Origin of the sequence: Larsenimonas salina, assembly GCF_023736155.1 — a bacterium.
GTDB lineage: Bacteria > Pseudomonadota > Gammaproteobacteria > Pseudomonadales > Halomonadaceae > Larsenimonas > Larsenimonas salina.
In genome coordinates this window covers 35,496-59,650 of record NZ_JAMLJJ010000008.1, presented here as the reverse complement: position 1 = coordinate 59,650, position 24,155 = coordinate 35,496, and the positions used below count along the sequence as shown (strand labels likewise).

The window sequence follows — 24,155 nt, the reverse complement described above, 5'->3', positions numbered from 1 at the left end:
CGTTTCGCGCGTCTCCTTCTCGCGAAGCGGCCGACAGCTCGCTAGGATAAGCGCGCGCTTACTTCTTTCATGATGACGTTGACCAAAGCCCAGGAGATGCCTTCGATGCGCCCTCACGTTCTTTCCCTTCTCGGTCGCCGACTGCTCGGTGCGACCTTCGTGCTCGGGCTCGGCGTTGCCCCGGCGATGGCCGATACCCTGCGTGTCGGCACCCAGGGCGATCCCGCCTCGCTCGACACCGCCCACATCGGTGGCAGCGTGTGGGAAAACGACATTCTGGGCGACATTTACGAAGGCCTGGTGACGCTCTCGCCGGAGGGCCAGTACATCCCCGGCGCTGCCAAATCCTGGCAGGTCAGCGACGATGGCCTGACCTGGACGTTCACCCTCAGAGACGACGCCCGCTGGTCCGACGGCGAACCGGTGGTGGCAGACGATTTCAAGCGCGCCTTTACCCGCTTGATGACGCCAAGCAACGCCGCCGTCTACGCAAGCCTCTTCTACCCGATCAAGAACGGCCGTGCGATCACGGAAGGCACCGCCGCCCCGGAGACCCTCGGTGTGGACGCGCCGGACGCGCGCACGGTGGTGTTTCACCTGGAGCGACCCACGCCCTACTTCGAGGCGCTTCTGGCCAACATCGCCGCCTCGCCGGTGCCGACCCACGTACTGGATCAGTTCGGCGATCACTGGGCCGAGCCCGAGCACATCGTCACCAATGGCGCGTTCACCCCGACCGACTGGGTGGCCAACGACCATCTGAGCACGCAGAAAAACACCTATTTTCATGACGCCGCGAGCGTCTCGCTCGACGGTGTCACGTTTTATCCGATCGAAAACCGCAATACCGGCTTGAGACGGTTCCGTGCCGGTGAGTTCGACCTCGTTCGCGATTTCCCCCCCGAGCGGTATGACGCGCTGAAAGAGCAGCTGCCGGGCGCGGTGCATCTGGCCCCCCAGCTTGCCAATTACTATTTCGCACTCAACCAGCGCGACGGCCACCCCACCGCCGATGCGCGGGTGCGCGAGGCGCTCAACCTTGCAGTACGACGCGACATCATCACTGACAAGATCATGAACGGGACCGTCACCGCCGCCCGCAGCTTCGTGCCCGACGGCGTGAATCAGTACGATGCCCAGTCCATGCCGGGGCTTGAGGCGCCAATGGATGAGCGCATGACGCGCGCCAAGCGCCTTCTGAGCGACGCCGGCTACGGCCCGGACCGCCCGCTCGAGCTGACGCTTCGCTACTCCACCACCGAGGCCAACAAGCGCATCGCGATCGCGCTGGCCTCGATGTGGAAGCCACTTGGCATCAAGACCTCATTGATCAACGCCGAAGGCCGCGTGCACTACGCAGACCTCGCCGCGGGCACGTTCGATGTCGGCCGCGCCAGCTGGGTTGCTGATTTTGACGATGCCGCCAACTTCCTCGGCATTCTCGAGCAGGGCGCGGCCAAGAACTACGGCGGCTATCAAAGCGATGCGTTCGATGAACTAATGTCTCGCGCCGCCCGTACCCAGGACCCGGAGACCCGTCAGACCCTGCTCGAGCGCGCCGAACGGCAGATGCTTGGAGACTACGCCTTGATCCCGATCTACATCGACACCTCGCGCAATCTGGTGAACCCGAAGCTCACGGGCTTTGCCGACAACGTCCTGAACCGACACCTGTCGCGGTGGATCAAGTTCGTCGATTCAGACCACTGACCGGCCGTGCGCACCGACGGGCCTCAATAGCGACACACTCAATAAAAACAAGCTCAATAAAAAAAACTCAATAACAAAAAAGGAGTCTTTCATGGCCGTTCACTGGCGCACGCTGCTTACCGCACTGCCTCTTCTTTTGAGCCTGGGCACCGCCCAGGCCGCCACGCTTCACGTGGATAACGAAGGCGAACCCGGCTCGCTCGATCCGCAAAAATCGGCGAATCACTGGGATTCACGGATTCAAAAGGCGATGTTCGACCGCCTGGTCGACACCGCCGCCGATGGCCGCCTGATTCCAGGGCTGGCCTCGCGCTGGGACGTATCCGATGACGGCACCGTCTACACCTTTCACCTGCGAGACGCGCGCTGGTCCGATGACACACCGATCACTGCCGAGGACGCCGTGTTCAGCCTGCGCCGGCTGTTGATGCCGGCCACCGCCAACCACAACGCCAACCTCTATTACGCGATCCATAACGCGCGGGCGGTCAACCGCGGTGAGCGGGCGCCGGAGGCGCTCGGCGTCAAGGCCCTCGACGCCCACACGCTCGAGATCACGCTTGACCACCCGAGCGGCTACTTCCTGCAGGCCATGGCCATGGGCGAGGCCGCGCCGCTGCCGCGCCACGTTTTAAGCACCACTAAGCGCTGGATCGTTCCGGGCAACACCGTGGTCAGCGGTGCATTTACGCTTGGCGAGTGGCACCCGCAGTCGCAGCTCACACTCGAGAAAAACCCCGCGTTCTACGCCGCCGACACCGTCGCGCTTGACCGCGTGGTGATGTACCCACTCGAGGACACCAACGACGCCATTCGTAGGTTCCGAAACGATCAGATCGATCTGTCGTTTGCCCAGGTGCCCTCGAGCCGAATCGACTGGGTGCGCGCCCAAAGGCCCGACGCGCTTCGCACGGCGCCGTGGGCCGGCGAGTATTTCTACATGTTCAACGTGCGCGACGGCGCCCTGGCCGACGCCCGTGTCCGCAAGGCGCTGAACCTGGTCGTCCGGCGCGAGATCATCACCGACAAGGTGCTCGGCACCGGCATGCGCCCAAGTCATCGCTTCGTGCCCGAGGCCATGAGTGGCGCAGACGGCGTCACCATGCCGGGGCTCGATGCCCCCTACGCCGAGCGCGTCGAAAAGGCCAGGGCGCTGATGCGCGAGGCCGGCTACGGCCCGGACACCCCGCTCACGCTGACCCTTCGCTACAACACCGATGACGACCACAAGAAAGTCGCCGTCGCGGTGGCGGCGATGTGGAAACCGCTCGGGGTCACTGTCGAGCTCTATAACTCGGAAGGTGCGGTGCACTACGCCGCGATCAAGCAGGGCCAGTTCGACATCGCCCGCTACGGCATGGTCGCGACCGTCAACGACCCGATCGACCTGGTCGGAAGCTACGCCGCTGGCGGCAGTGCTGCGGCCGCCAGCGGCTATCAAAACGCCCGGCTTGACGCGCTCATCGAAAAAAGCGCTCACACCGCCAATGCGGCGGACAGACGAAGGGTGCTCGGACAGGCCGAACAAACGCTTCTGGACGACTACGCGGTGCTCCCCATTTTTGAATACGTCTCGAACCACCTGGTCTCCCCCAGGGTGCAGGGCTTTGAAGACAACGTCATGGATGAGCATCCGCTGCGCTTTCTGTCCCTTGCGCCCCCATCCACCCCCTCACACTCTGGAGAATGACATGGCACTCAGTGCACGACGCCATGGAGGCCACCGCCCATGCTGAGCTACACCCTGAAACGGCTGGCCTTTGCCGTGCCTACGCTTCTGGTCGTGATCACGATCTCGTTTTTCCTGATGCGTGCAGCGCCTGGCGGCCCGTTTGACGGCGAACGGCAGCTACCGCCTGAAATCGAGGCCAACCTCAAGGCGGCCTATCACCTTGATGAACCCCTGCCGATGCAGTATCTGCGCTATATGGGCAACCTGGCTCAGGGCGATTTCGGGCCGTCGTTCAAGTACAAGGATTTTTCGGTCACCGAGCTGATCATGCAGGGCTTTCCCGTAAGCCTTGAAATCGGCGGGCTCGCGATCGGCCTTGCGCTTTTGATCGGGCTGCCGCTTGGGGTGATCGCCGCGCTCAAGCGCAACAGCACCATCGATTATCTGGTGATGTCGCTGGCGCTTGGCGGCATCGCGGTACCGAACTTCGTGATCGCGCCGATCATGGCGCTGGTGTTCGGGGTGCTGCTCGGCTGGCTACCGGCCGGCGGCTGGAACGGCGGCGCCCTGCCCAACCTGGTGCTGCCGGTGATCGCGCTGTCGATTCAGCAGATCGCCTACATCGCCCGCATGATGCGCGCCTCGATGATCGAAACCATGGGCAGCCACTTCATCCGCACCGCCCGCGCCAAGGGCCTTTCGGAAGTACAGGTGGTGCTGCGCCACGCGCTTCGCCCCTCGCTTTTGCCGGTAGTGTCGTATCTCGGCCCGGCGATTGCCGCCATCGTCACCGGCTCGGTGGTGATCGAGCAGATTTTCGGCATCCCGGGCATCGGCCGCTACTTCGTGCAGGGCGCGCTCAACCGCGACTACACCCTGGTGATGGGCACGGTGGTGTTCTACGGCGCGCTGATCGTGCTGATGAACCTGCTGGTGGATCTGCTGTATTCCGCCCTTGACCCCCAGATTCGATACAACGACTGATTCGCCATGAAGATCGAGCCGTTATAACAACCAACGCGAGAGCGCCTCATGACCTCGACGACGACCCCCTACCGCGGCGAGCACGACGATACGCCGCTGCCCGCCGGCGGCCCCAACCCACCGGCCGGGCCTGACAAGAACACCGGCGAGAGCCTCGGCCGCGAAGCCTGGCGCCGGCTCAAGCAGAACAAGGCCGCCATGGCGAGCCTTGTGATTCTCACGCTGATGGCGCTGATCTGCTTTATCGGTCCGCATCTGCTGCCCTGGGCGCTCGATGAAGTCGACTGGAGCAACTTCCAGACCGCCCCCTCGCTTGAAAACGGCCACTATTTCGGCACCGACGCTAACGGCCGCGACATTCTGGTGCGCACCCTGTTCGGCGGCCAGGTTTCGCTGTCGGTGGCGCTGGTGGCCACCTTTGTCTCGCTGGTGATCGGCGTGCTCTACGGGGCGGTGGCCGGCTACGTCGGCGGGCGCACCGACAATCTGATGATGCGCTTCGTCGACATCATGTACTCGCTGCCGTTCATGTTTTTGGTGATCCTTCTGATGGTGGTGTTCGGCCGCAATATCTTCTTGATCTACGCCGCCATCGGCGCGGTGGAATGGCTCGACATGGCGCGTATCGTGCGCGGCCAGACGCTGGCGCTCAAGCGCCGGGAATTCATCGAGGCCGCCCACGCGTTAGGCGTTGGCGGGCCGACCATCGTGCGACGCCATCTGATTCCCAACACCCTGGGCCCGGTCATCATCTACGTCACCCTGACCGTGCCCAAGGTCATCCTGCTGGAAAGCTTTCTGTCGTTTCTGGGCCTTGGCGTGCAGGAGCCGCTCACCAGCTGGGGCGTGTTGATCAGCGAAGGCAAGGACATGATGGAAAGCGCGCCGTGGATGCTGATCGTGCCGTCGGTCTTTCTGGCCGTGACGCTTTTTTGTCTCAACTTTCTCGGCGACGGGCTGCGCGACGCCCTCGACCCGAAAACCCGCTGATCGGAGGCCACCGTGTCTGCACTGCTTGAACTCGCTCACCTGAGCGTCACCTTCGATCTGCCTACCGGCCCGGTCACCGCGGTCAAGGACGTAAGCCTTGAGGTCAAGGCCGGCGAAACCGTTGCGCTGGTCGGCGAATCCGGCTCCGGCAAGTCGGTCACCTCCACCGCCATCATGCGCCTGCTGCCGGAACTTGCCCGCATCGAGGGCGAGATTCGCTTCGACGGCAAGACCCTAACGAACCTCAAAGACCGCGACATTCGGGCACTGCGCGGCAACGACATCGGCATGGTGTTTCAGGAGCCGATGACCTCGCTCAACCCGATGCATCGCATCGAACGCCAGATTCGCGAAGTGCTCGAAAAACACACCGACCTTCGCGGCAACAAGGCCCGTGCCCGGGTACTCGAGCTCTTGAAACAGGTCGGTATCCCCGAACCCGAACGGCGGATAAAAAGCTACCCCCATGAGCTTTCCGGCGGCCAGCGCCAGCGCGTGGTGATCGCGATGGCGATCGCCTGCGAGCCGAAGCTCTTGATTGCCGATGAGCCGACCACCGCGCTCGACGTCACCGTACAGGCCCAGATTCTGGAACTGCTTGGCGAGCTTCAGGCACGCTATGGCCTCGCGATTCTGTTCATCACCCACGATTTGAATCTGGTTCGCCACGTCGCCGACCGGGTCTGCGTGATGCAGCACGGTGATCTGGTCGAGCAGGGGCCAACCCGCGACGTGTTCGCCAACCCGAGCCACGACTACACCCGCATGCTGCTTGCCGCCGAACCCGACGGCGTCAAGGCGCCGGTCGCCGACGACGCCCCGGTGGTGCTCGATGCCCGCGACGTTCATGTGCGCTTCACCACCAAGCGCCACCTCTTTCGCCCCGATGAAACGTTTGAAGCGGTTCGCGGCATCGACCTTCGCGTTCGCCGCGGCCAGACCGTCGGCATCGTCGGCGAGTCCGGCTCGGGCAAATCGACCCTCGGCCGGGCGCTGCTGCGGCTCTTGCCGAGCACCGGGCAGATCGTGTTCGACGAGATGGCGCTGCAGCCGCTCGATCAGAAAGCGCTGCGCCCGCTTAGAAAGCGCCTTCAGGTGGTGTTTCAAGACCCGTTCGGCTCGCTGTCACCGCGAATGACGGTCGGCGAGATCATCAGCGAAGGGCTCAAGGTGCACTTTCCGGAGCTTTCCCGGCGCGAGCGCGAGGCTCGCGTGATCGAGGCGCTCGGCGAGGTAAAACTCGACCCGGCCATGCGGGCGCGTTACCCCCACGAATTTTCCGGCGGCCAGCGCCAGCGCATTGCCATCGCCCGCGCGCTGGTACTGAAGCCGGAATTTCTACTGCTCGACGAGCCGACCTCGGCGCTAGACCGCTCGGTGCAGGTCACGGTGGTGAACCTTTTGCGCGAGCTTCAAAAGAAACACGGGCTTACGTACGTATTTATAAGCCACGACCTCTCGGTGGTGCGGGCGATGTCCGATACCGTATTGGTGATGAAAGACGGCGCCGTGGTGGAACACGGTCCGTCGGAGGCCATCTTCACCGCGCCCCGGGTCGACTACACCCGAAAATTGATCGAGGCGTCGTTCATCGACCGCGTCGCGTAAACGAAAAACACACACGCCCGTGCTGTCGACGTCATGTCGATTGACACGGGCCTGGCCAGCGCAAACCATGCAAACATCCGTTCTCTTGCGCAATCAGGTGGCTCATGCCCTTTTCCCTTGTCCAAACCGCCCGAGCCTTTCTTGACGGCCATCCCGACGTCGAGACTGTCGATGTGCTCATCAGCGACCTCAACGGCGTGATGCGCGGCAAGCGCCTGCCCCGGGACGGTCTGCTCAAGGCCTGCACTCAGGGCATTCAGCTTCCCGCCTCGCTGTTTGCCCTCGACATCTGCGGCAACACCATCGAGGAAACCGGCCTCGGGCTTGATTCCGGCGACGGTGACCGCACCTGCTGGCCCCTGGCCGACACATTCGCCCCGACGCCCTGGCGCCCGGGCCGGGCTCAGGTGTTGATGAGCATGTTCGAGCCCGACGGCACCGCGTTTTTTGCAGACCCGCGCCACGTGCTGGCGCAGACGCTCTCGCGGTTCACCGAGCGCGGGCTGACGCCGGTAGTGGCGCTCGAACTTGAGTTCTATCTGGTCGAGCGCCGGCGTGACGCCCGCGGGCGCATTCATCCGCCCTGCGCCCCGAGCACCGGCGAGCGCGCCGTACAGAGTCAGCTCTACGCCATGAACGAGCTCGATGAGTACGCAGGTGTGCTTGAAGACATTCAGGCCGCGGCCCGCGCTCAGGGGTTGCCGCTCGACAGCGCGTTGAAGGAATGCGCGCCCGGCCAGTTCGAGATCAACCTGATTCACTCAAGCAACGCACTCGCCGCCGCCGACAGCGCCGTACTGCTCAAGCGCCTGATTCGCGGCGTCGCCGAACAGCACGACCTTGAGGCCACCTTCATGGCCAAGCCCTTCGGCGATGAGGCCGGAAGCGGCGCTCACGTGCACATAAGCCTTGAAGACGCCCACGGCACCAATCTCTTCGCCGCCGATAACGGCGCCCTCACCGGAAGCGACACACTCGGCCACGCCATCGGTGGGCTGCTCGAGCTGATGCCTGCGTCGATGGCGGTGTTCGCCCCCAACCTGAATTCATTTCGCCGGTTTCAGCCCGGGCTTTACGTCCCGATGGCGCCATCGTGGGGGGTGGATAATCGCTCGGTGGCGATCCGGATTCCGTCAGGCCCCGACCACGCCCGTCGGCTCGAACACCGCGTGGCCGGCGCCGACGCCAACCCCTACCTGCTGCTTGCAACGCTTCTGGCATCGATTCTGTACGGGCTTGATCACCGGACGGCGCCGGGCGCACCCATTGCCGGCAACGCCTACACCCAGCTCGCACCCAGTCTCACCAACAGCTGGCGCGAGGCCCTGAGCCTGTTCGAACACAGCGATGCCCTGAAAGCGTCGCTTGGGGATGCGTTTCATTTTGTCTACTGCGCCAATCGGCGCGCCGAACGCGAGCAGGCGATGGCTCGGGTCAGTACGCTTGAGTACGACTGGTATCTACGCCACGTGTAGGGAATGCATGGGACAGGGCCACGCTACCAGCCGAGCCGGTCGCGCAGCTGGTAGTACCAGGCGCCCAGTGCGCTCAGCGGCACGCTGAACGTACGCCCGCCCGGCAGCCGACGGTGCGCAATGCCTGCAAAGGCATCGAAGCGGCTGCCATCGCCGGCAAGTGCCTCGGCCATCAGGCATCCGGCCAGGTGGGAACAGGTCACGCCGTGACCGGAATAGCCCTGCGCGTAATAAACGCTGGTCTCCACTCGGCCGAACTGGGGCAATCGGTTGAGCGTCAGCAGAAAGTTGCCGCTCCAGGCGTAGTCAATCCGAACGTCCGAGAGCTCCGGAAAAGTGGTCAAAAGCTTGGGGCGAATCGCGCCTTCGATGCTGTTCGGATCCTGACCGCCGTAACTCACGCCCCCGCCGTAGAGCAGGCGTTGATCCGCCGTCAGCCGGTAGTAGTCCAGCAGGTAGTTGCAGTCTTCCACCGCGCGGTCGGTCGGAAGCAGCGCCCGGGCCTGCGCGTCGGTGAGCGGCTCGGTGGTAATGATCTGCGTGCTGGCGGGCATCGAACGGCGCTCCATGTCGGGCAGTAACCCGCTCATGTAGGCGTTGCCGGCCAGCACCACCTTGCTCGCCCGCACCTCGCCGCGCTCGGTACGCACGCACGCGGGCTCGCCCGGCGTGACCGAGATGACCGGTGAGCCCTCAAAGACGCGCCCGCCCTGGGCTTCGAACGCCAGCACCTGCCCGAGCAGCAGATTGAGCGGGTGCAGGTGCCCGCCAGAATGATCGATCAGCACGCCGGTGTAGCGCTTGCTGCCCACCTCACGCCGGTAGGCATCACGGCCCAGAAGCTCGAGCTCTGCGTGGCCATAGCGCGCCCACAGTGCCTGATGGGCCTTGAGGCCCTGCCACTGGCGCTCGGTGCATGCAGCGAACAGATTGCCCTCTTTCAAATCGCAGTCGATGGCGTAGCGCGTGATGCGCTCACGAATGATGCGGTTGCCCTCGAACGCCATGCTCCCGAGCGCCCGCGCGGTCTCAGCGCCGTAACGGGCCTCGATCACGTCCATGTCCCGGCTGTAGCTGTTGACGATCTGGCCGCCATTGCGCCCGGAGGCCCCGAACCCGAGCTGCTCGGCCTCCAGCAGTACCACATCAAACCCGCGCTCGATGAGATGCAGCGCCGTGGACACGCCGGTAAACCCGCCTCCGACCACACACACATCGCAGTCAAGCGCGCCCTTGAGCGGCGCACGTTGTGAGGCATCACTCGCGGTGGCGGCGTAGTAGGACAGAGGGAGGCGAGATGCGCTCATGGCAGGCTCCGGTAAAGACGCACGATAAGTGACCGCGCGTGAGATCGAACTACGCGCGAAATGGAAACACCCAGGGGGGCCGAGCATATCAAGTCCGCCCGCCTTGTACATTGCCACGGCTCCGGCCAGGCCGGCGATGCTACACTGGGTTCGCCGTTTTCTAATTCAAGCGAGGTCACGATGTCTGGCAGGTTCTCATTACGCGCCGTGTGTGCAGGCGTTGCACTGACGTGCACCGCCTCAATGGGCTGGGCCGCCGAGCCCCCCGCCTCATCCACATCCACCAGACCCCCGGCCCCATCCGCCGAAGGGCAGTGGTCACTCGGCGACCTCTACGCCTCGCCCGAGGCCTGGCAGGCGCAGTTCAAGCGCACCGCCAGGGACATCGATGCCCTCTCGCGTTTTAAAGGCAAGCTTGCCGAGTCGCCCGAAACGCTCGCCAGGGCGCTTGACGCCATCGGCGAGGTGGAAAAGACCACGGCGCGCCTGGCGGTCTTTGCAAGCCTCACTGCCGATGAAAACCTCAGTGACAACCGCGCTCAGGAACGCCAGAACCGCATAACGCAGCTCGGGGCGCGACTCGACAGCGTGACCGGCTTCGTGACCCCGGCGCTTGCCGAGATGCCGCCCGAAACGCTGGCCGACTGGGCGACTCGCCCGGTGCTTGCCGATTACCGCTACCGACTGACCCGCATCAGCGAGCAGGCGCCGCATATCCTCGGCGCCGAGACCGAATCCGCGCTGGCGGCGCTGGCGCCCGTGACCTCCTCGGAAGAAAGCTACTCGCTGCTGTCGAACGCCGACATTCCCTGGCCCGAAATCACCGTCAACGGTGACCTCCGCCGTCTTGACAACGCCGGCTACGCTGCGCTCAGAAAAAGCGACGACCGCGCGGTACGAAAGCAGGTCTTCGATACGTTCTGGGCCACATGGCAGACCTACGCGACGACCTTCGGGGCGCTCTTGAACAAGGAAGTGACCGCGCACGTCACCAGCGCGCGCCTGCACCACTACGACAGCGCCCTCGACGCCGCGCTTTCAGGCAATGACATCCCGGTTGGGGTCTACGATCAACTGGTGGCCTCGGCCAACGCACACCTCGACAGCCTCCATCGCTATCTAAAGCTCAGGCAGCGCCTGCTTGGCGTCGAGACACTGCGCTACTACGACATCTATCCGCCGCTGATTGCCCGCGCCCCGGAGTTTGATCTGAATCAGGCCAGGGCGCTGACGCGTGAGGCTACCCAACCGCTTGGGCAGGCGTATCAGGCGCTGTTAAAAGAGGCCACCGACGCCGACTGGACCAGCGCCTACCCGGCCAGGGGCAAACGCTCAGGGGCCTATATGAATGGCGCGGCCTATGATGTGCACCCGTATGTCCTGATGAATTTCAACGGCCACTACAGCGACGTCTCGACCTATGCCCATGAGTGGGGCCACGGCGTGCATTCCATGCTCGCAAGCAGCCACCAGCCCTGGGCGAGCGCCGATTATCCGATTTTCACCGCCGAAGTGGCGTCCACCGTCAACGAGTTTTTGCTGATCGATCACATGATCGCCTCGGCCGACACGCCAAGCCTCAAGCTCTACTACCTCGGTCAGGCGCTCGAATCGCTTCGCGCGACGTTCTTCCGCCAGACCCAGTTTGCCGAGTTCGAACGCGCCATTCACCAAAGCGTCGAGAACGGTGACTCACTCTCGGGCGAGCGGCTGAACCGCATGTACGGCGCACTGCTTGAAAAATACTACGGCGTCGATAAGGGCGTGATGCAGATCGATCCGGCCTACCACGTTGAATGGGCCTACGTGCCGCACTTCTATTACAACTTCTACGTCTATCAGTACGCGACCTCCATCACCGCCGCCTACGCGATCGCCCGCGAGCTCGAGGCCGGAAACCTCGACGCACGCACAGCCTACCTCGACATGCTCAAACGTGGCGGCAGTGACAGCGGCTACCGTTTGATCAAGGCAACCGGCGTGGATCTGGCAACGCCTGCGCCCTACGACGCCCTGATGGGCTACATGAACGACCTGATCGATCAGGCCAATGCGCTTTTGGACAAGCATCCGGAACTTGGTGCGCAGTAATTGACGCAAAACGCCCGGCAGGTGCCGGGCGTTGGGTCGTGCCTTGATGTAGCACGTGTTGGACGAAGGGCTCGAACGCCCCCCTTAGAAGCGCCATGTCACCTGCGCACCGAAGCCATGGCCGTCGCTGTCGTAGCCGGCGTCATAGGTGCCGCGCTGCGGGTTGCTCTGGCTGACACTCACGCTCTCTTCGTTGAAGTAGCTGTAGGAAACATCGAAGGTCAGCGTATCGGTCGGCTGCCAGCCGGCGCCGAGTGAGTAGATCCAGCGGTCGCCGGTCGGGACACGCACCGTGCGGGTGGCGCCATCCATCGGCGATTCGTCATAGGCAACGCCTGCACGCACTACCCAGGCCGGGTCGAGCTGATAGCTTGCACCGACGGCGTACATCCATGTGTCGTCCCAGTTTTCAGGCTCCTGAATGTCGTTCACCCGCGGATTGCTGTTTTCGACGTAGAGCTCATCGAAGCGGCTCCAGTGCGTCCATGTGGCGCTTGCCATGACCGTCCAGCGCGGGTCGAGCTTCTGCGTCAGTGAGAGCTCGACCGATTCAGGCAGGGTGATGTCGAGCTTGGCATCGCTTCGCGCCGACACGATGTTGAATGTGGCGCTGTCGAGCGTGTTGTTGTAGGTCGTATGGCCGTCCAGGCTGTAATCGACCTTCGAGCGGTAGGCAAGACCGAGCGTGGTGGCCTTGGTCGGTTGATACATCAAACCGACGTTGTAGCCCCAGGCCTGATCATCGCCCTCAACCTTGACGTCGCCTTCATTGGTAGGGTCAAGCGGGTTGGCGGTCGCTGCACCCAGCTTGCCGTCGATCCAGTTATAAGTCACGCCCACCCCAAGCGACCACTGGTCGTTGAACTTGTAGGAAAGCGTGGGCTGCGCCGTGACCACTTCAACGCGACTGTAGTCACCGAAGTAGCGGCCCTGAAAGTCGTCGCTGTAATCGGTGATCAGGCCGAACGGCACGTAAACCCCAAATCCGAACGTCCAGCGCTTGTCGAGCGGCACCACGACGTACCCGAACGGAATCGCCTCACCCGGAATCATGTCCCCGTCGCTCTCACCGGAGACCGGAAGGCCAGTCAGCGGCTGCCCCGAGTCTCGGGTGGTGATGTCGCTTGAAAGGTTCAGGTAGACCGTACCGACGGTCAGTTGCGCTTGGTCAAGAAACGACATGCCGGCCGGGTTGTTGAACACGGTGGCCGCGTTGGTCGGCGTCGAGGCCCGGCCGGCGAAGCTGGTGCCCTGAGTCACCACGTCCTGCTCGTTGAGCTGAAAACCGCCTGCCCAGACCGGCCAGCATGCCCAGAGTCCGATCAGTCCTGCGCTTAGGTGTAGCGTCTTCTTTTTCATGGTCATGTCCCTTGCTCACGCGGCTCTTGCCATTCAAACGGGCGTTTACCGCAATCTCTTATGTTTTGGAAGAACCTGACCTTCCGGTCAATCCCGACCTTGGCCGCACGACCAAGGTCGGCCGACGTTCATATCGATGCGCAGCGCTTGACCTTTGTGTTACCCAAAGGTTTTAAACTGCAGGCCTATTCGACACGAGGTCGGCGCGATGAAAAAAGTCAGCGAAGTGGCAAAAGCCGCCGGTGTCACGGCCGAAACCGTGCGCCACTATACCCGAGAGGGCTTAATTAGTTCGACTAGAAACCCGAATAATGGCTACCAACTTTATGATGATGAGGCGCTAAGACGCCTGCGCTTCATTCAGCAGGCCCGCACGCTTGGCTTTAGCCTGAAAGACATCCACGACATTCTGGCCCACACCGAACACGGCGATTCGCCCTGCCCGTTGGTGCGTGATCTTTTGAACGAACGGCTGCCACAGGTGCGCGAGGAAATACGGGCGCTGGAACAGCTTGCCAAGCGTATGGAAGACGCGCTGGAGAGCTGGTCGAGCATGCCGAACGCTGCCCCGAACGGTCATACGCTCTGCCAACTGATCGAGCACTGGGAAACACCCGCCGACGAAATGACGCCCGACGCGCCATCCCCGCAGGGAGACAGACAATGACCTTCGAAGCCACCCCGCATCAGATGCAGTTCGAGCTGACGGGCCTCTCCTGTAAGGGCTGCGTCAAAAAGCTCCGACGCGGCCTCGAGGCCCTGGATGATCAGGCAACGATCACGCTCGATACTCACCACCTTGTCATCGGGTCCACCAAGCCCCGAACCGTCATCGAGCGCACCGTGGAGGACGCTGGATTCACCGCACGCCCGGCCACACGCATGCGCCAGGTCGCCACCATGAACTGCCAGGGCTGCGTCTCAAAAATGCGTCGTGCGATCCAGGGTCTCGATTCGGAGGCGACCGTCGAGGGCGAGCCGGCTCAAAAACGTTTGACGATCACCTCCGTTGCGGCTGACGCCGACATCGACCGCGTACTTACAGAGGCCGGCCACCCCCCGGCCACTGAGCCCCCGCATGCCGAGCCTGTCGAACCGGAAGATGCCCCCACGGCCGCCCGCGATCCCGCCGATACGTCGTCCGCTGTTGAAAAACAGGAGGGGCGAACACTGGAGCTCGCCTTGACCGGCATCACCTGCGCCGGCTGTGTGGCCACCATCCAGAACGCACTGGACCGCGCCGACGGCGTGGACCGCGCGACGGTCAACTTCGCCAGCCGCAGCGCCCAGGTTTCGACCCGGCTGTCGCCCGAGGCGCTTGTGCGCGTTATCGAGGACGCCGGCTATGGCGCGAGCGTGGCCGAAAACGCCGACGCACTCGACGCCGCGCAAAGCGACAACGCCTCCAGGGAATTTCGGCACAAGGTGCGAGACAGCGCGCTCGCACTGGTGCCGGGCGCGCTGCTCATGGGGCTGATGTTCGTGCACATGCCGGCGTTTTCAGGTACCGAGCGTCTTTGCTGGCTCGGCGTGGGCCTTTTGGTACTCGCGCTCATGGCCACCGCCGGGCGCGGCTTTTTTACCGCGGCGTTCAAGGCCGTACGCCACCATCAGGCCAACATGGATCTGCTGGTGGCACTTGGCAGCGCTGCGGCCTGGGGCTACTCGATGGCCGTGGTCGCCCGGCCCGAACTCTTTCCCGACAGTACCCGCCATCTCTACTTCGAGGCGCCACTGATGATCATCGGGCTGATCAGCGCCGGGCAGGCGCTGGAGGTGCGCTCGCGCGGCAAGGCCTCTCAGGCCCTGCGGGCGCTGCTGGACCTTCGGCCATCGACCGCGCGCCGAATCGGCCCCAACGGAGACGAGGATGTTGAGATTGAGCGCATCGCGGTCGGCGACCGGCTGCGGGTACGCCCGGGCGAGCGCGTGCCGGTCGATGGCGTAATCGAGGAAGGGCAAAGCCGGCTTGATGAGTCGATGTTGACCGGCGAGCCGGTACCGGTGTCCAAGCGCGTCGGCGATACCCTCACCAGTGGCACCCTCAACGATCAGGGCACGTTGATCTACCGCGCCACCCAGGTCGGGCGGGATACGACGCTTTCACGCATCATCGGTCAGGTGCGCGAGGCTCAGAACTCACGGCCGCCGATCAGCCGGCTTGCCGACCGGGTCGCCGCCGTGTTCGTGCCGGCGGTCATGATTGCAGCGGTACTCGCAGCCCTTGTCTGGTACAACCTCGGCCCCGAGCCGCAGGTCATGCACATGCTGATTGTCGCGACCTCGGTGCTGATCATCGCCTGCCCCTGCGCACTCGGGCTTGCCACGCCCATTTCGACCATGATCGGGGTCGGCCGCGGCGCGACCATGGGAGTGCTTATTCGAGACGGCGACGCCCTTCAAAGTGCCAGCCGGCTGGATACGCTGGTCGTCGACAAGACCGGGACACTGACCCAGGGCAAGCCCTCGGTCATCGATCACTGGCAGATGGACGAAGGCGACGACACCGCGGCGGTGGTCAAGGCGCTCGAAGCCCGCTCGGAGCACCCGCTTGCGCGTGCGCTCTCGGCGTTCGAGCCGATTCAGGCGGCCCGCGATACCGAGATGGTCGATATCACCTCGGTCACATCTCGCGGTATGGCCGCACGCGACGCGGCCGGCCGGCACTGGCGCATCGGCAACCGAGCGTTCATGGGAGAACACGGGGTCGCACTGACCGACGGCGAGCCTGTCCTCGAACGCTGGCGAGCGCAGGCCCCTACGGTTGTGTACGTTGCCTGCGATGAGCGCCTCACCGCGCTCTATGCCATCGCCGACCCGATTCGCCCGGATGCGGTCGACGCCGTGGCACGGCTTAAAGCGAGTGGTCTTATGCTTGTGATGCTGACTGGGGACAGCCAAGCCACCGCCGAAGCCGTCGCCCGAGCACTCGACATCGATGAGGTTCGAGCCGAATGCCGCCCGGAGGACAAGCTCGAGGCCATAAAAGCCTATCAACGCCAGGGCAAGCGCGTCGGCATGGTCGGTGATGGCATCAACGACGCACCGGCGCTCGCTCAGGCCGATGTCGGCTTTGCCATCGGTACCGGTACCGACGTTGCGCTCAAATCGGCCGGCATGGCCCTGATGCGCGATAGCCTTCATGGCGTTGCCGACGCCATCGCGCTGAGCCGGGCAACGCTTGCCAACATCAAACAGAATCTGTGGGGTGCGTTCGGCTACAACACGCTCGGTATCCCGATCGCCGCCGGTGCGCTCTATCCGCTGACCCACACGCTGCTGTCACCGATGGTCGCGGCGCTTGCCATGTCGCTGTCCTCTGTGACCGTGGTCAGTAACGCCAACCGGCTGCGGCGCGTTACCTTGCACCGGGAGACACGCTCATGACCTTTTTTGTCAACGCCTGCGGGTTACTAGTGATCGCCGCGATCATCGGCTGGTTCTGGGGCCCCTGGCGCGCACGGCGCGGAAAGAAACCGCAGTGACGCCCTAGGGCTCGAGGCGGTTTGGGGAGGCGCGCTTTCGTTTTCTGAGGTGGCGCGAGCCACAGACGTGCGAGCGGCACCAACGCCGCCCACGTCCGTGATCGATGAAGAACCAGCTGCAGCCGTCGCACTGACGTACTTGATCAAGCGAGTGCGTTCGAAGAAACGCCTCGATCTCAAGGGCAATGGCGTCCTCCCACCGCGCTGGCGACATCGAGGCGACACGCCATTCCATGTACTCACTTGACTCCATGCACTCACCTGACTGGCCCAGGTGCGCCCGTCCAAGTGCCCGACTCAAGCGCGCATTGAGCGCATCCCCCAGGCGCATCTGGGGCGCGCCATTCACGTGCGCCTGCACGTGCTCGTAAAAAAGCTGCTGGAGCGTCAGGATGTCATGCAGTATTTGTGCGTGACGGTCGGCGCTTTCACCGGTTTCAAAAAGCTCTCGCCACGCACGGCTGAGCACGCCTGATGCCTCGAACCAGGCCATGAGCGCCGGCCAGTCTCTCAAGCGATTGTGCCGGCGACTGCGGCCGGGATCGTCCACCGTATTCAGAAAATCAAGCGCCGGATGCCCGGCAATAAAATCGCGTTGGGGCCAGAGCACTTTCGTTGAGCGGGACATGACGCCTCCTTGACGATATCAACAGAGTATTCCCTGGTCGGCGAAGAAACCATGACCGTCACCGCATCGCCCTCATCTTGCGCGCATGTGCACAGCCCGTCGGATCGATCATGACCACGGCGCTTCAGCACCCTCACACCCACCGCCCTTCTGCTAGCCTGAAATCACGCTCAGCAACAGGGAAACCGACATGACATCGACCGCGCCCCCGCTTGGCCACGTGCTTGAAAGCGTGCTCTACACCGAGGACATGGCTCGCGCACAGCAGTTTTTCGAAACCGTGATGGGACTCGAGTCGTTTCGACGTGATGAGCGCTTCACCAGCTACCCCACCGGCAACACCATGCTGCTGCTGTTTCAGAAGGGGCAAACCGATGACAACGTCGTGCTGCCTGATGACATGGGCACCATTCCACCTCACGATGGCAGTGGACGCACCCATTTGGCCTTTGCCATCGAGGCAGAGAGCCTGCCGGCCTGGGAAACCCATCTCACGGCGCACGGTGTCGAGATCGAAGGGCGGACCCACTGGCCCGGTGGAAGCGACAGCATCTATTTCCGTGACCCCGACGGGCACTTACTGGAACTGGCCACACCAGGGCTCTGGCCCAATTACTGAGCCGCCTGGAAACCAGAAACACCTTTCAGCTTTCGCCGCGGTAACGCTCAGGCCGGTGGTTGATCATCACGATGGCGTTCAAGGCAACCGCCCCGACCACCGAGAGCGCGACCTTTTCAGGCGGCAGTACAAAAAGCGCCGCGACCATCAGGGCGATGTCGATGGCAAGCTGGATGTGACCTGCGCGGGCGATGTGCCGATCCTGAAGATAGAGGGCGAGGATATTGATGCCGCCGAGGCTGCCCCGGTGGCGAAAGAGCGCGAGAATGCCGAGCCCGATCAACGAGCCTCCCACCAGCGCCGCGTACAGCGGCTGCACGTGGGTTGGGCCCAGCCAGTGCGGCATCGCCATCGAGAACAGCGACAACAGCGCAATGGCGGTAAAGGTCTTGAGGGTGAAGGCAACCCCCATCCGCACAAAGGCCAGCCAGTAGAACGGAATGTTGACGAGGAAGAAGATCGGGCCGAAGTTCCAGCCGGTCACGTAGCTGATTAAAAGCGCAAGGCCTGCGGTGGAGCCGATCAGAAGCTCGGCGTCGCTGTAGAACTGGATGCCGAGGGCGGTAAGACTGACGCCGATCAAAATTGCCAGCGCGTCCTCCCAGGGTCGATGGTGAAGTACCGAGTGCATCATGATGATGTCCTTTATTGTTGTGCCACATGGGTAGTGGTTATCCGGGCTTCGCTTGTGGCGCCGCCCCACAACAAACCTACTCAGCCTCTTACGCCCTGTCGAGCGCTGTTACCACCTCCATATGCTCGACCATCAACTGGATCGATTCCTGCCCTCGAAAGCGGTTACGGTTGAGCTTGAACGCCACACGCACTCGATCGTCGACCGCCACTGGCAGCGCATCGCCCGGATCGACCGCCCGGAATCGAATCGCCTTGATCAAGGCCCCGCCGGCCTCCAGCGTCAGCATCAAATGGTTGCCCTCACTGCCGACCAGCCGGGCCTGATCCACCCGAAATTCGCCTTCAAACACCGGGGCATCGAATTCACGCCCGAACGGCGCCAGATGCGCAAGCTCATCAAGCGTTGCCAGGCTCATCTGCGCCGGGGCCAGTTCGCCATCGCAGAGAATGCGGGGGTACAGCGGCCGGGTGCCGAGCTGTTCATCCACCGCCTGAACGATCGCGCGCGTGAACGCCGCCACCGCATCGATGGGCAGCCCCACCCCGGCCGCGCCGCTGTGACCGCCGAATCGCGGCAGCGCCTCGGGCGCCAGCTCGAACGCACGCTGAAGCGCGTCGCGAAGGTGCACACCGTCCACCGAGCGGCCAGAACCGGTGAGCATGCCGGGGTCGGCGGCCGGCGTCAGCACAAAGGCCGGCCGGCCGTAGGCCTGCACCAGACGCGAGGCCACAATCCCCTGCACCCCGGCATGGCCCTCTTCAAGAAAGACCACCAGCACCCGCGCCTCATCCCGGATCGCCGGCTGCACCCGAGCCCGCGCGGTCTCGACCATGGTCTGCTCGATTGTCTTGCGGGCCTGGTTGTCCTGGTCGAGCAGCGTCAGATACTCGCGGGCGACGTCGTCGCGCTCGGCCAGCATGAAATGAAGCGCCGCGTAGGGGTCATCGAGGCGGGAGCGCGCATTGATGCGCGGGCCCATCTGAAACGCCAGCGTCTCGGCATCGAACGGCGTGCTGTCCGGCCCCAGCCGCTCGGCCATCACGCGCCAGCACGGCGCGTCCATCCGATTGATCAAGGAAAGCCCGAGGGTGACCACGGCGCGGTTGATTGCGCTGTCACCGAGCGAGACACAGTCGGCCACGGTCCCTAGCGCCACGTAGGACAACCACGGCGACAGCTTGGGCGACTCGGCCTCGAGCCGTCCCCGCTCGATCAGCACCGAACGGGTCAGCGACATCACCAGCCACGACACCATGCAGCCGGCAATGGTGGTGTCGGGGTAGTTGCAGTCCGCGCGCGAGGGATTGACCACCGAGTGGGCCGAGCGCGGCGGGCCGTCGACGGGCAGTGCGTGGTGATCGGTCACCACCACGTCGATGCCGGCCGCTGCAAGCTGGGCAAGCCGCGCCTCATCGGACGAGCCGCAATCGGCGCTGATGATGAGACTTGGACGTGGCGTCAGCGCCAGCGTCTTGTCCACCAGCGGTTGGGAAATGCCGTAGCCGTCCTGAATGCGGTGACCGATCAGGCTATGAAGACGCGCCCGCGGCACACCGAAGAGCTCATTGAGCGTTCGAAGGATCACCACGTGGGAGGTGATGCCATCAACGTCGTAATCGGTCAGGATACCGATGTGCTCACCGGCCTCGACCGCCTGGGCAATGCGGGCCGCAGCACGTGGCGCATCGATCAGCCGCTCGGGATGGGCGATGTGTCGAAGGCTCGGATTGACCAGCGCCTCGACCGGTGCCCTGGGCGTATCGAGCCTGCCGGCAAGAATCCGGGACTGAAGCTCGGACAGCCCAAACGCCTGCGCCTCGCGATACACGGACTCGTTCAAAACGCGCCGGGTGATGCGCGGCGTCACGCTGGAGGAAGTCGGGGTCATTGGGTACCTGAATCGAACGCGGGCGTTTCACCCTCGCTTGCCGCGAGAGTGAAACGGGTGACTCGTGTTTAGCGCCTGAACGCGCTCAGCGGCGATGCTCGGCCACGAAGCGCTGAACGGCCTCGAGCTCGGCCGGCAGCACCTCATAGCGCTCATCGCGCTCGAGAAGATCCGCCATCGATGGCGGCAGGGGCGCGCCTTCGAAACCGGCCTTGACCACGGCGTCCTCGAACTTGGCCGGGTGGGCCGTGGCAAGCGTGACCATCGGGGTGGTCTGATCCCAGCGCTTGGCTTCGGCGGCATAGAAGCCGGTGGCCGTGTGCGGGTCAAGCAGTTCGCCGGTACGCTCGAACACGTCTCGAATCACATCGATGATGCCTTCATCTGAAAGCGTTGCGCTGTCAAAGCGCTCACGAAGGTGCGACAGCGGCGCGTCGGCAAGCGCTGCCGGCTCCTGCTGGAACCGCTCGAGCAGCGCACGCACTTGCGCGCCATCACGGTTATAGGCGTCAAACAGCAGCCGCTCGAAGTTGGACGACACGACGATGTCCATCGAGGGCGCAAGCGTTGCCAGAAGCGCCTTCTTGGAGAAGTCGTTGTCGGCAAGCGTGCGGTGAAGGATGTCGTTGGCGTTGGTCGCGATCACGAACTGCTTGACCGGCAGGCCCATCTGGCTTGCGGTGAACCCGGCGTAGAGGTTGCCGAAGTTGGCAGACGGCACGGTGAAGCTGACCTCACGGTGCGGCGCGCCAAGATTGACGGCGGCGTACACGTAATAAACGATCTGGGCCATGATCCGCGCCCAGTTGATCGAGTTGACCGCGATCAGGCGGGTGCCGTTCAGGAAGTCCTGGTCGGCAAAGCTGCCCTTGACGATCGCCTGGGCGTCATCGAAGTTGCCCTCGATGGCGATGTTGAAGACGTTGTCGGACAGCACCGTGGTCATCTGACGCCGCTGCACTTCAGAGACCCGCTGATGCGGATGCAGGATGAAGATGTCCAGATGATCGCTGTGCCGGCAGCCTTCGATCGCGGCCGAGCCGGTATCACCGGACGTCGCCCCCATGATGACGCCCTTCTCGCCCCGCTTTTCAAGAAAATGGTTCAGAAGCCGGCCAAGCAGCTGCAGGGCGACGTCCTTGAACGCAAGCGTCGGGCCGTGGAACAGCTCGAGCAGGTAGTGGTTCGGGCCAAGCTGAACGCTTGGAACCACGGCGTCGTGCTTGAAGGTCGCATAGCTTTCATCGATCAGCCGGCGAAACGTGGCGTCGTCGATGCTGTCACCGACGAAGGGTTTCATGACCCGAAACGCCACTTCACTGTAGGGACGACCTGCCATGTCAGAAAGCTCGTCGGCACTGAACTGCGGCAGGGTTTCCGGCACGTACAGGCCGCCATCGCTTGCAAGGCCTGTCAGCAGCACTTCCTCGAAATCGAGAGCGGGGGCTGTTCCCCGCGTACTGATATAACGCATCGTTGATCTCACGGTTACCGCGCCGAGCCGGCGCGGGCATCATCAGGCGTTGTCGTCGAGGTTTTCCACACGAATGCGCGTGACGCTTCCGGCCACGTCGGCCAGCGCTTCGAGCTGGCGGATCGCCTCGTTCATGCTGGATTCGCGGGTGCGGTGCGTCATCATGATGATCGGCACCAGTTCGCCCTCGGTCGCTTCCTTCTGGATCAGCGCTTCGATGCTGATGCCCTGCTCGGAGAGGATCGAGGCGACCCGGGCCAGTACGCCAGGGCGGTCGACGGCCTGAAGGCGCAGGTAGTAGGCGGTAACGATGTTTTCCATCGGCAGTACCTGCGGAGCCGCTTCGCCCTGCTCGTTGATGCCGCTGAAGGCCAGATACGGTGTGCGGTACTTGTGTTCGGTGGCCATGTCACGCGCCACGTCCAGAAGATCCGCGACGACTGCAGAGGCCGTCGGCTCGGCGCCTGCGCCGGCGCCGTAATAGAGCGTGGGACCTACGGCGTCACCCATGATTTCGATGGCGTTCTTGACGCCATGCACATTGGCAAGCAGACGCTGCTTGGGCAGAAGCGTCGGATGCACGCGAAGCTCGATGCCCTCTTCGGTACGGCACGAGATGCCCAGGTGCTTGATGGTGTAGCCGAGGTTGTCGGCCTGTTCGATGTCTTCGCTGGTGATCTGCGAGATGCCTTCGGTGTAGGCCTTCTCGAACTGAAGCGGCACGCCGTAGGCGATGGACGCGAGAATCGTCAGCTTGTGCGCGGCATCGATACCTTCGACGTCGAAGGTCGGGTCGGCCTCGGCGTAGCCGAGCGCCTGTGCTTCGGCCAGAACGTCGTCGAAATCACGGCCGTCTTCGCTCATGTGCGTCAGAATGAAGTTGCCGGTGCCGTTGATGATGCCGGCCAGCCACTGGATCTTGTTGCCACCAAGGCCTTCACGCAGCGACTTGATGACCGGAATCCCCCCGGCGACTGCGGCCTCGAACGCAACGATCACGCCCTTCTCGGCCGCGGCCTGAAAGATCTCGTTGCCGTGAACGGCGATCAGCGCCTTGTTGGCCGTCACGACGTGCTTGCCGTTGTCGATGGCTTCAAGCACCAGCTGACGGGCAACGTCGTAGCCGCCGATCAGCTCGACCACCACGTCGATCTCGGGATTGCGCGCAACCTCGAACACATCGCGGGTAATGTTGATCCCGGTCAGGTCGCAATCGGGGTTGTCACGACGCGCGCCAACCTGCTCGACCACGAGCGGCCGTCCGGCACGGCGCGCGATTTCATCGGCATTGCGCATGAGCACATTGAACGTGCCACTGCCTACCGTGCCTAGACCACAGATTCCTACCTTGACCGGTTCCAACGTTGTCATCGTTTTGCTACCCAACCGTGTGTCCAAAAAGGATCGAATCGATCCGCGTCTCTAAATCTAAATAAGGGCCGCCCAGTGTAACGTCAAAGCCGCCGGCAATGAATGCCGAGCGCGCGATGAGTTACGAGTTATCGATCATGTCGATCAATCGTTCGGCCGGCAGGTACCCGGCAATCAGCTCACCGTTTGGCATCATGATCGCAGGCGTGCCCTGTACGCCGACCTGCTGGCCGAGCTGATACTGCTGGGCCACCTTGCTGGTGCAACCGCTCTTGCCACGCTTGCCGTCGCCGTTCATGGCAGCCGTCATCGCCTCGGTCTTGTTGGCCGAGCACCAGACGCTTGCCAGTTCCTCGGCGCCTTTCGAGTTCATCCCTGCCCGCGGGAAGGCAAGATAGCGCACCTCGATCCCGGCCTTGTTGAGCGTCGGCACATCCTCGTGCAGCTTGTGGCAGTACGGGCATGTGGTGTCGGTAAACACCGTGATCACGTGCTTGACCTTACCGGCAGGCTTGAACACCACCATGTTCTTTTCGTCGACGTTATCGATCATCGCCTGACGGGCATTGGCCTGTTTCTGTTTGGTCAGATTGACCAGGCCCTTGTCGGTGTTCTTGTACAGATCGCCCACCAGCAGATAATGACCCTGATCGTCGGTATAAAAGGTTTCACCCGAGGTCAGCTGGACCTCGTTGATGCCCGGCAGGGGCGAGCTCGCAACCGACTGGACCGGCATTTTCTTGCCGTTGACGACCAGCTTGTCGGCAAGGTCTGTCGTGTCCGCCATCGCCTGATGAGCCGTCAGTGCCAGTAAGCCGCCAAGCATCAGGCGGCCGATGTAGGTGCGTGAGATCATA

At 63.3% G+C, this 24,155-nt stretch carries 18 protein-coding genes; 10 read left to right on the top strand and 8 right to left on the bottom strand.

Annotation, left to right across the window (positions count from 1 at the left end; genetic code table 11):
- Nucleotides 1-105 precede the first annotated feature (105 nt).
- From NAT23_RS13375 to NAT23_RS13350, 6 genes are all read left to right on the top strand, one after another.
- Nucleotides 106-1,710 carry a peptide ABC transporter substrate-binding protein gene (locus NAT23_RS13375; protein WP_251929110.1) on the top strand — a complete coding sequence of 535 codons (1,605 nt, stop codon included), beginning with the start codon at nucleotides 106-108 and terminating at the stop codon, nucleotides 1,708-1,710.
- A 91-nt stretch (nucleotides 1,711-1,801) separates the two neighbouring features.
- A complete protein-coding gene (locus NAT23_RS13370; RefSeq protein WP_251929101.1) occupies nucleotides 1,802-3,400 on the top strand; it encodes a peptide ABC transporter substrate-binding protein in 1,599 nt (532 codons plus the stop codon).
- A 39-nt stretch (nucleotides 3,401-3,439) separates the two neighbouring features.
- Entirely contained in the window at nucleotides 3,440-4,366 is a 927-nt protein-coding gene (oppB, locus tag NAT23_RS13365; RefSeq protein WP_251929099.1) for an oligopeptide ABC transporter permease OppB, read from the top strand.
- Between the two features lie 48 nt (nucleotides 4,367-4,414).
- The gene (locus tag NAT23_RS13360) at nucleotides 4,415-5,356 is read left to right on the top strand and encodes an ABC transporter permease (RefSeq protein WP_251929097.1); all 942 of its coding nucleotides are present in this window, start codon (nucleotides 4,415-4,417) and stop codon (nucleotides 5,354-5,356) included.
- Between the two features lie 12 nt (nucleotides 5,357-5,368).
- Complete coding sequence (locus tag NAT23_RS13355; protein ID WP_251929095.1) at nucleotides 5,369-6,964, top strand: ABC transporter ATP-binding protein; 1,596 nt, start codon at nucleotides 5,369-5,371, stop codon at nucleotides 6,962-6,964.
- 104 nt (nucleotides 6,965-7,068) lie between these two features.
- Complete coding sequence (locus NAT23_RS13350) at nucleotides 7,069-8,439, top strand: glutamine synthetase family protein (RefSeq protein ID WP_251929094.1); 1,371 nt, start codon at nucleotides 7,069-7,071, stop codon at nucleotides 8,437-8,439.
- 23 nt (nucleotides 8,440-8,462) lie between these two features.
- Here the strand turns inward: NAT23_RS13350 and NAT23_RS13345 are convergent, their stop codons facing one another.
- Nucleotides 8,463-9,746 carry an NAD(P)/FAD-dependent oxidoreductase gene (locus NAT23_RS13345; protein ID WP_251929092.1) on the bottom strand — a complete coding sequence of 428 codons (1,284 nt, stop codon included), beginning with the start codon at nucleotides 9,744-9,746 and terminating at the stop codon, nucleotides 8,463-8,465.
- 180 nt (nucleotides 9,747-9,926) lie between these two features.
- Here NAT23_RS13345 and pepF point away from each other — a divergent pair, with 180 nt between their 5' ends.
- Nucleotides 9,927-11,837: an oligoendopeptidase F gene (gene pepF, locus NAT23_RS13340; protein WP_251929090.1), complete on the top strand. Its 1,911-nt coding sequence runs from the start codon at nucleotides 9,927-9,929 to the stop codon at nucleotides 11,835-11,837.
- Between the two features lie 84 nt (nucleotides 11,838-11,921).
- Here pepF and NAT23_RS13335 read toward each other — a convergent pair whose 3' ends face one another.
- Nucleotides 11,922-13,196, bottom strand: coding sequence for an OmpP1/FadL family transporter (locus NAT23_RS13335; protein ID WP_251929088.1), 1,275 nt, complete (start codon nucleotides 13,194-13,196; stop codon nucleotides 11,922-11,924).
- A 208-nt stretch (nucleotides 13,197-13,404) separates the two neighbouring features.
- Here NAT23_RS13335 and NAT23_RS13330 point away from each other — a divergent pair, with 208 nt between their 5' ends.
- Together NAT23_RS13330 and NAT23_RS13325 are read left to right on the top strand one after the other, a co-directional pair.
- Nucleotides 13,405-13,863, top strand: coding sequence for a MerR family transcriptional regulator (locus NAT23_RS13330; RefSeq protein WP_251929086.1), 459 nt, complete (start codon nucleotides 13,405-13,407; stop codon nucleotides 13,861-13,863).
- A complete protein-coding gene (locus NAT23_RS13325) occupies nucleotides 13,860-16,583 on the top strand; it encodes a heavy metal translocating P-type ATPase (protein WP_251929085.1) in 2,724 nt (907 codons plus the stop codon). The genes NAT23_RS13330 and NAT23_RS13325 overlap by 4 nt, the downstream gene beginning before the upstream one ends.
- Nucleotides 16,584-16,685: 102 nt before the next feature.
- On the opposite strand, the gene NAT23_RS13320 is transcribed toward NAT23_RS13325, so the two are convergent.
- Nucleotides 16,686-17,309, bottom strand: coding sequence for a CGNR zinc finger domain-containing protein (locus NAT23_RS13320; protein ID WP_251929083.1), 624 nt, complete (start codon nucleotides 17,307-17,309; stop codon nucleotides 16,686-16,688).
- Nucleotides 17,310-17,499: 190 nt separating this feature from the next.
- On the opposite strand from NAT23_RS13320, the gene NAT23_RS13315 reads away from it, so the two are divergent.
- Nucleotides 17,500-17,928, top strand: a complete 429-nt coding sequence (locus tag NAT23_RS13315; protein ID WP_251929081.1) for a VOC family protein — start codon at nucleotides 17,500-17,502, stop codon at nucleotides 17,926-17,928.
- Between the two features lie 25 nt (nucleotides 17,929-17,953).
- Here NAT23_RS13315 and NAT23_RS13310 read toward each other — a convergent pair whose 3' ends face one another.
- From NAT23_RS13310 to NAT23_RS13290, 5 genes are all read right to left on the bottom strand, one after another.
- Nucleotides 17,954-18,562, bottom strand: coding sequence for a YitT family protein (locus NAT23_RS13310; RefSeq protein ID WP_251929079.1), 609 nt, complete (start codon nucleotides 18,560-18,562; stop codon nucleotides 17,954-17,956).
- 88 nt (nucleotides 18,563-18,650) lie between these two features.
- Nucleotides 18,651-20,453: a single-stranded-DNA-specific exonuclease RecJ gene (gene recJ, locus NAT23_RS13305; RefSeq protein WP_251929078.1), complete on the bottom strand. Its 1,803-nt coding sequence runs from the start codon at nucleotides 20,451-20,453 to the stop codon at nucleotides 18,651-18,653.
- Between the two features lie 85 nt (nucleotides 20,454-20,538).
- Entirely contained in the window at nucleotides 20,539-21,927 is a 1,389-nt protein-coding gene (gene thrC / locus NAT23_RS13300; protein ID WP_251929077.1) for a threonine synthase, read from the bottom strand.
- Nucleotides 21,928-21,969: 42 nt separating this feature from the next.
- Complete coding sequence (locus NAT23_RS13295; protein WP_251929166.1) at nucleotides 21,970-23,289, bottom strand: homoserine dehydrogenase; 1,320 nt, start codon at nucleotides 23,287-23,289, stop codon at nucleotides 21,970-21,972.
- A gap of 130 nt (nucleotides 23,290-23,419) precedes the next feature.
- The gene (locus NAT23_RS13290) at nucleotides 23,420-24,154 is read right to left on the bottom strand and encodes a thioredoxin fold domain-containing protein (protein WP_251929075.1); all 735 of its coding nucleotides are present in this window, start codon (nucleotides 24,152-24,154) and stop codon (nucleotides 23,420-23,422) included.
- Nucleotide 24,155 lies beyond the last annotated feature (1 nt).

Bases quoted from the DNA above. Each gene is read 5' to 3' on its own strand.
- NAT23_RS13375 (WP_251929110.1), top strand. From the start codon at position 106: ATGCGCCCTCACGTTCTTTCCCTTCTCGGTCGCCGACTGCTCGGTGCG.
- NAT23_RS13370 (WP_251929101.1), top strand. From the start codon at position 1,802: ATGGCCGTTCACTGGCGCACGCTGCTTACCGCACTGCCTCTTCTTTTG.
- oppB (WP_251929099.1), top strand. From the start codon at position 3,440: ATGCTGAGCTACACCCTGAAACGGCTGGCCTTTGCCGTGCCTACGCTT.
- NAT23_RS13360 (WP_251929097.1), top strand. From the start codon at position 4,415: ATGACCTCGACGACGACCCCCTACCGCGGCGAGCACGACGATACGCCG.
- NAT23_RS13350 (WP_251929094.1), top strand. From the start codon at position 7,069: ATGCCCTTTTCCCTTGTCCAAACCGCCCGAGCCTTTCTTGACGGCCAT.
- NAT23_RS13345 (WP_251929092.1), bottom strand. From the start codon at position 9,746: ATGAGCGCATCTCGCCTCCCTCTGTCCTACTACGCCGCCACCGCGAGT.
- pepF (WP_251929090.1), top strand. From the start codon at position 9,927: ATGTCTGGCAGGTTCTCATTACGCGCCGTGTGTGCAGGCGTTGCACTG.
- NAT23_RS13335 (WP_251929088.1), bottom strand. From the start codon at position 13,196: ATGAAAAAGAAGACGCTACACCTAAGCGCAGGACTGATCGGACTCTGG.
- NAT23_RS13330 (WP_251929086.1), top strand. From the start codon at position 13,405: ATGAAAAAAGTCAGCGAAGTGGCAAAAGCCGCCGGTGTCACGGCCGAA.
- NAT23_RS13325 (WP_251929085.1), top strand. From the start codon at position 13,860: ATGACCTTCGAAGCCACCCCGCATCAGATGCAGTTCGAGCTGACGGGC.
- NAT23_RS13320 (WP_251929083.1), bottom strand. From the start codon at position 17,309: ATGTCCCGCTCAACGAAAGTGCTCTGGCCCCAACGCGATTTTATTGCC.
- NAT23_RS13315 (WP_251929081.1), top strand. From the start codon at position 17,500: ATGACATCGACCGCGCCCCCGCTTGGCCACGTGCTTGAAAGCGTGCTC.
- NAT23_RS13310 (WP_251929079.1), bottom strand. From the start codon at position 18,562: ATGATGCACTCGGTACTTCACCATCGACCCTGGGAGGACGCGCTGGCA.
- recJ (WP_251929078.1), bottom strand. From the start codon at position 20,453: ATGACCCCGACTTCCTCCAGCGTGACGCCGCGCATCACCCGGCGCGTT.
- thrC (WP_251929077.1), bottom strand. From the start codon at position 21,927: ATGCGTTATATCAGTACGCGGGGAACAGCCCCCGCTCTCGATTTCGAG.
- NAT23_RS13290 (WP_251929075.1), bottom strand. From the start codon at position 24,154: ATGATCTCACGCACCTACATCGGCCGCCTGATGCTTGGCGGCTTACTG.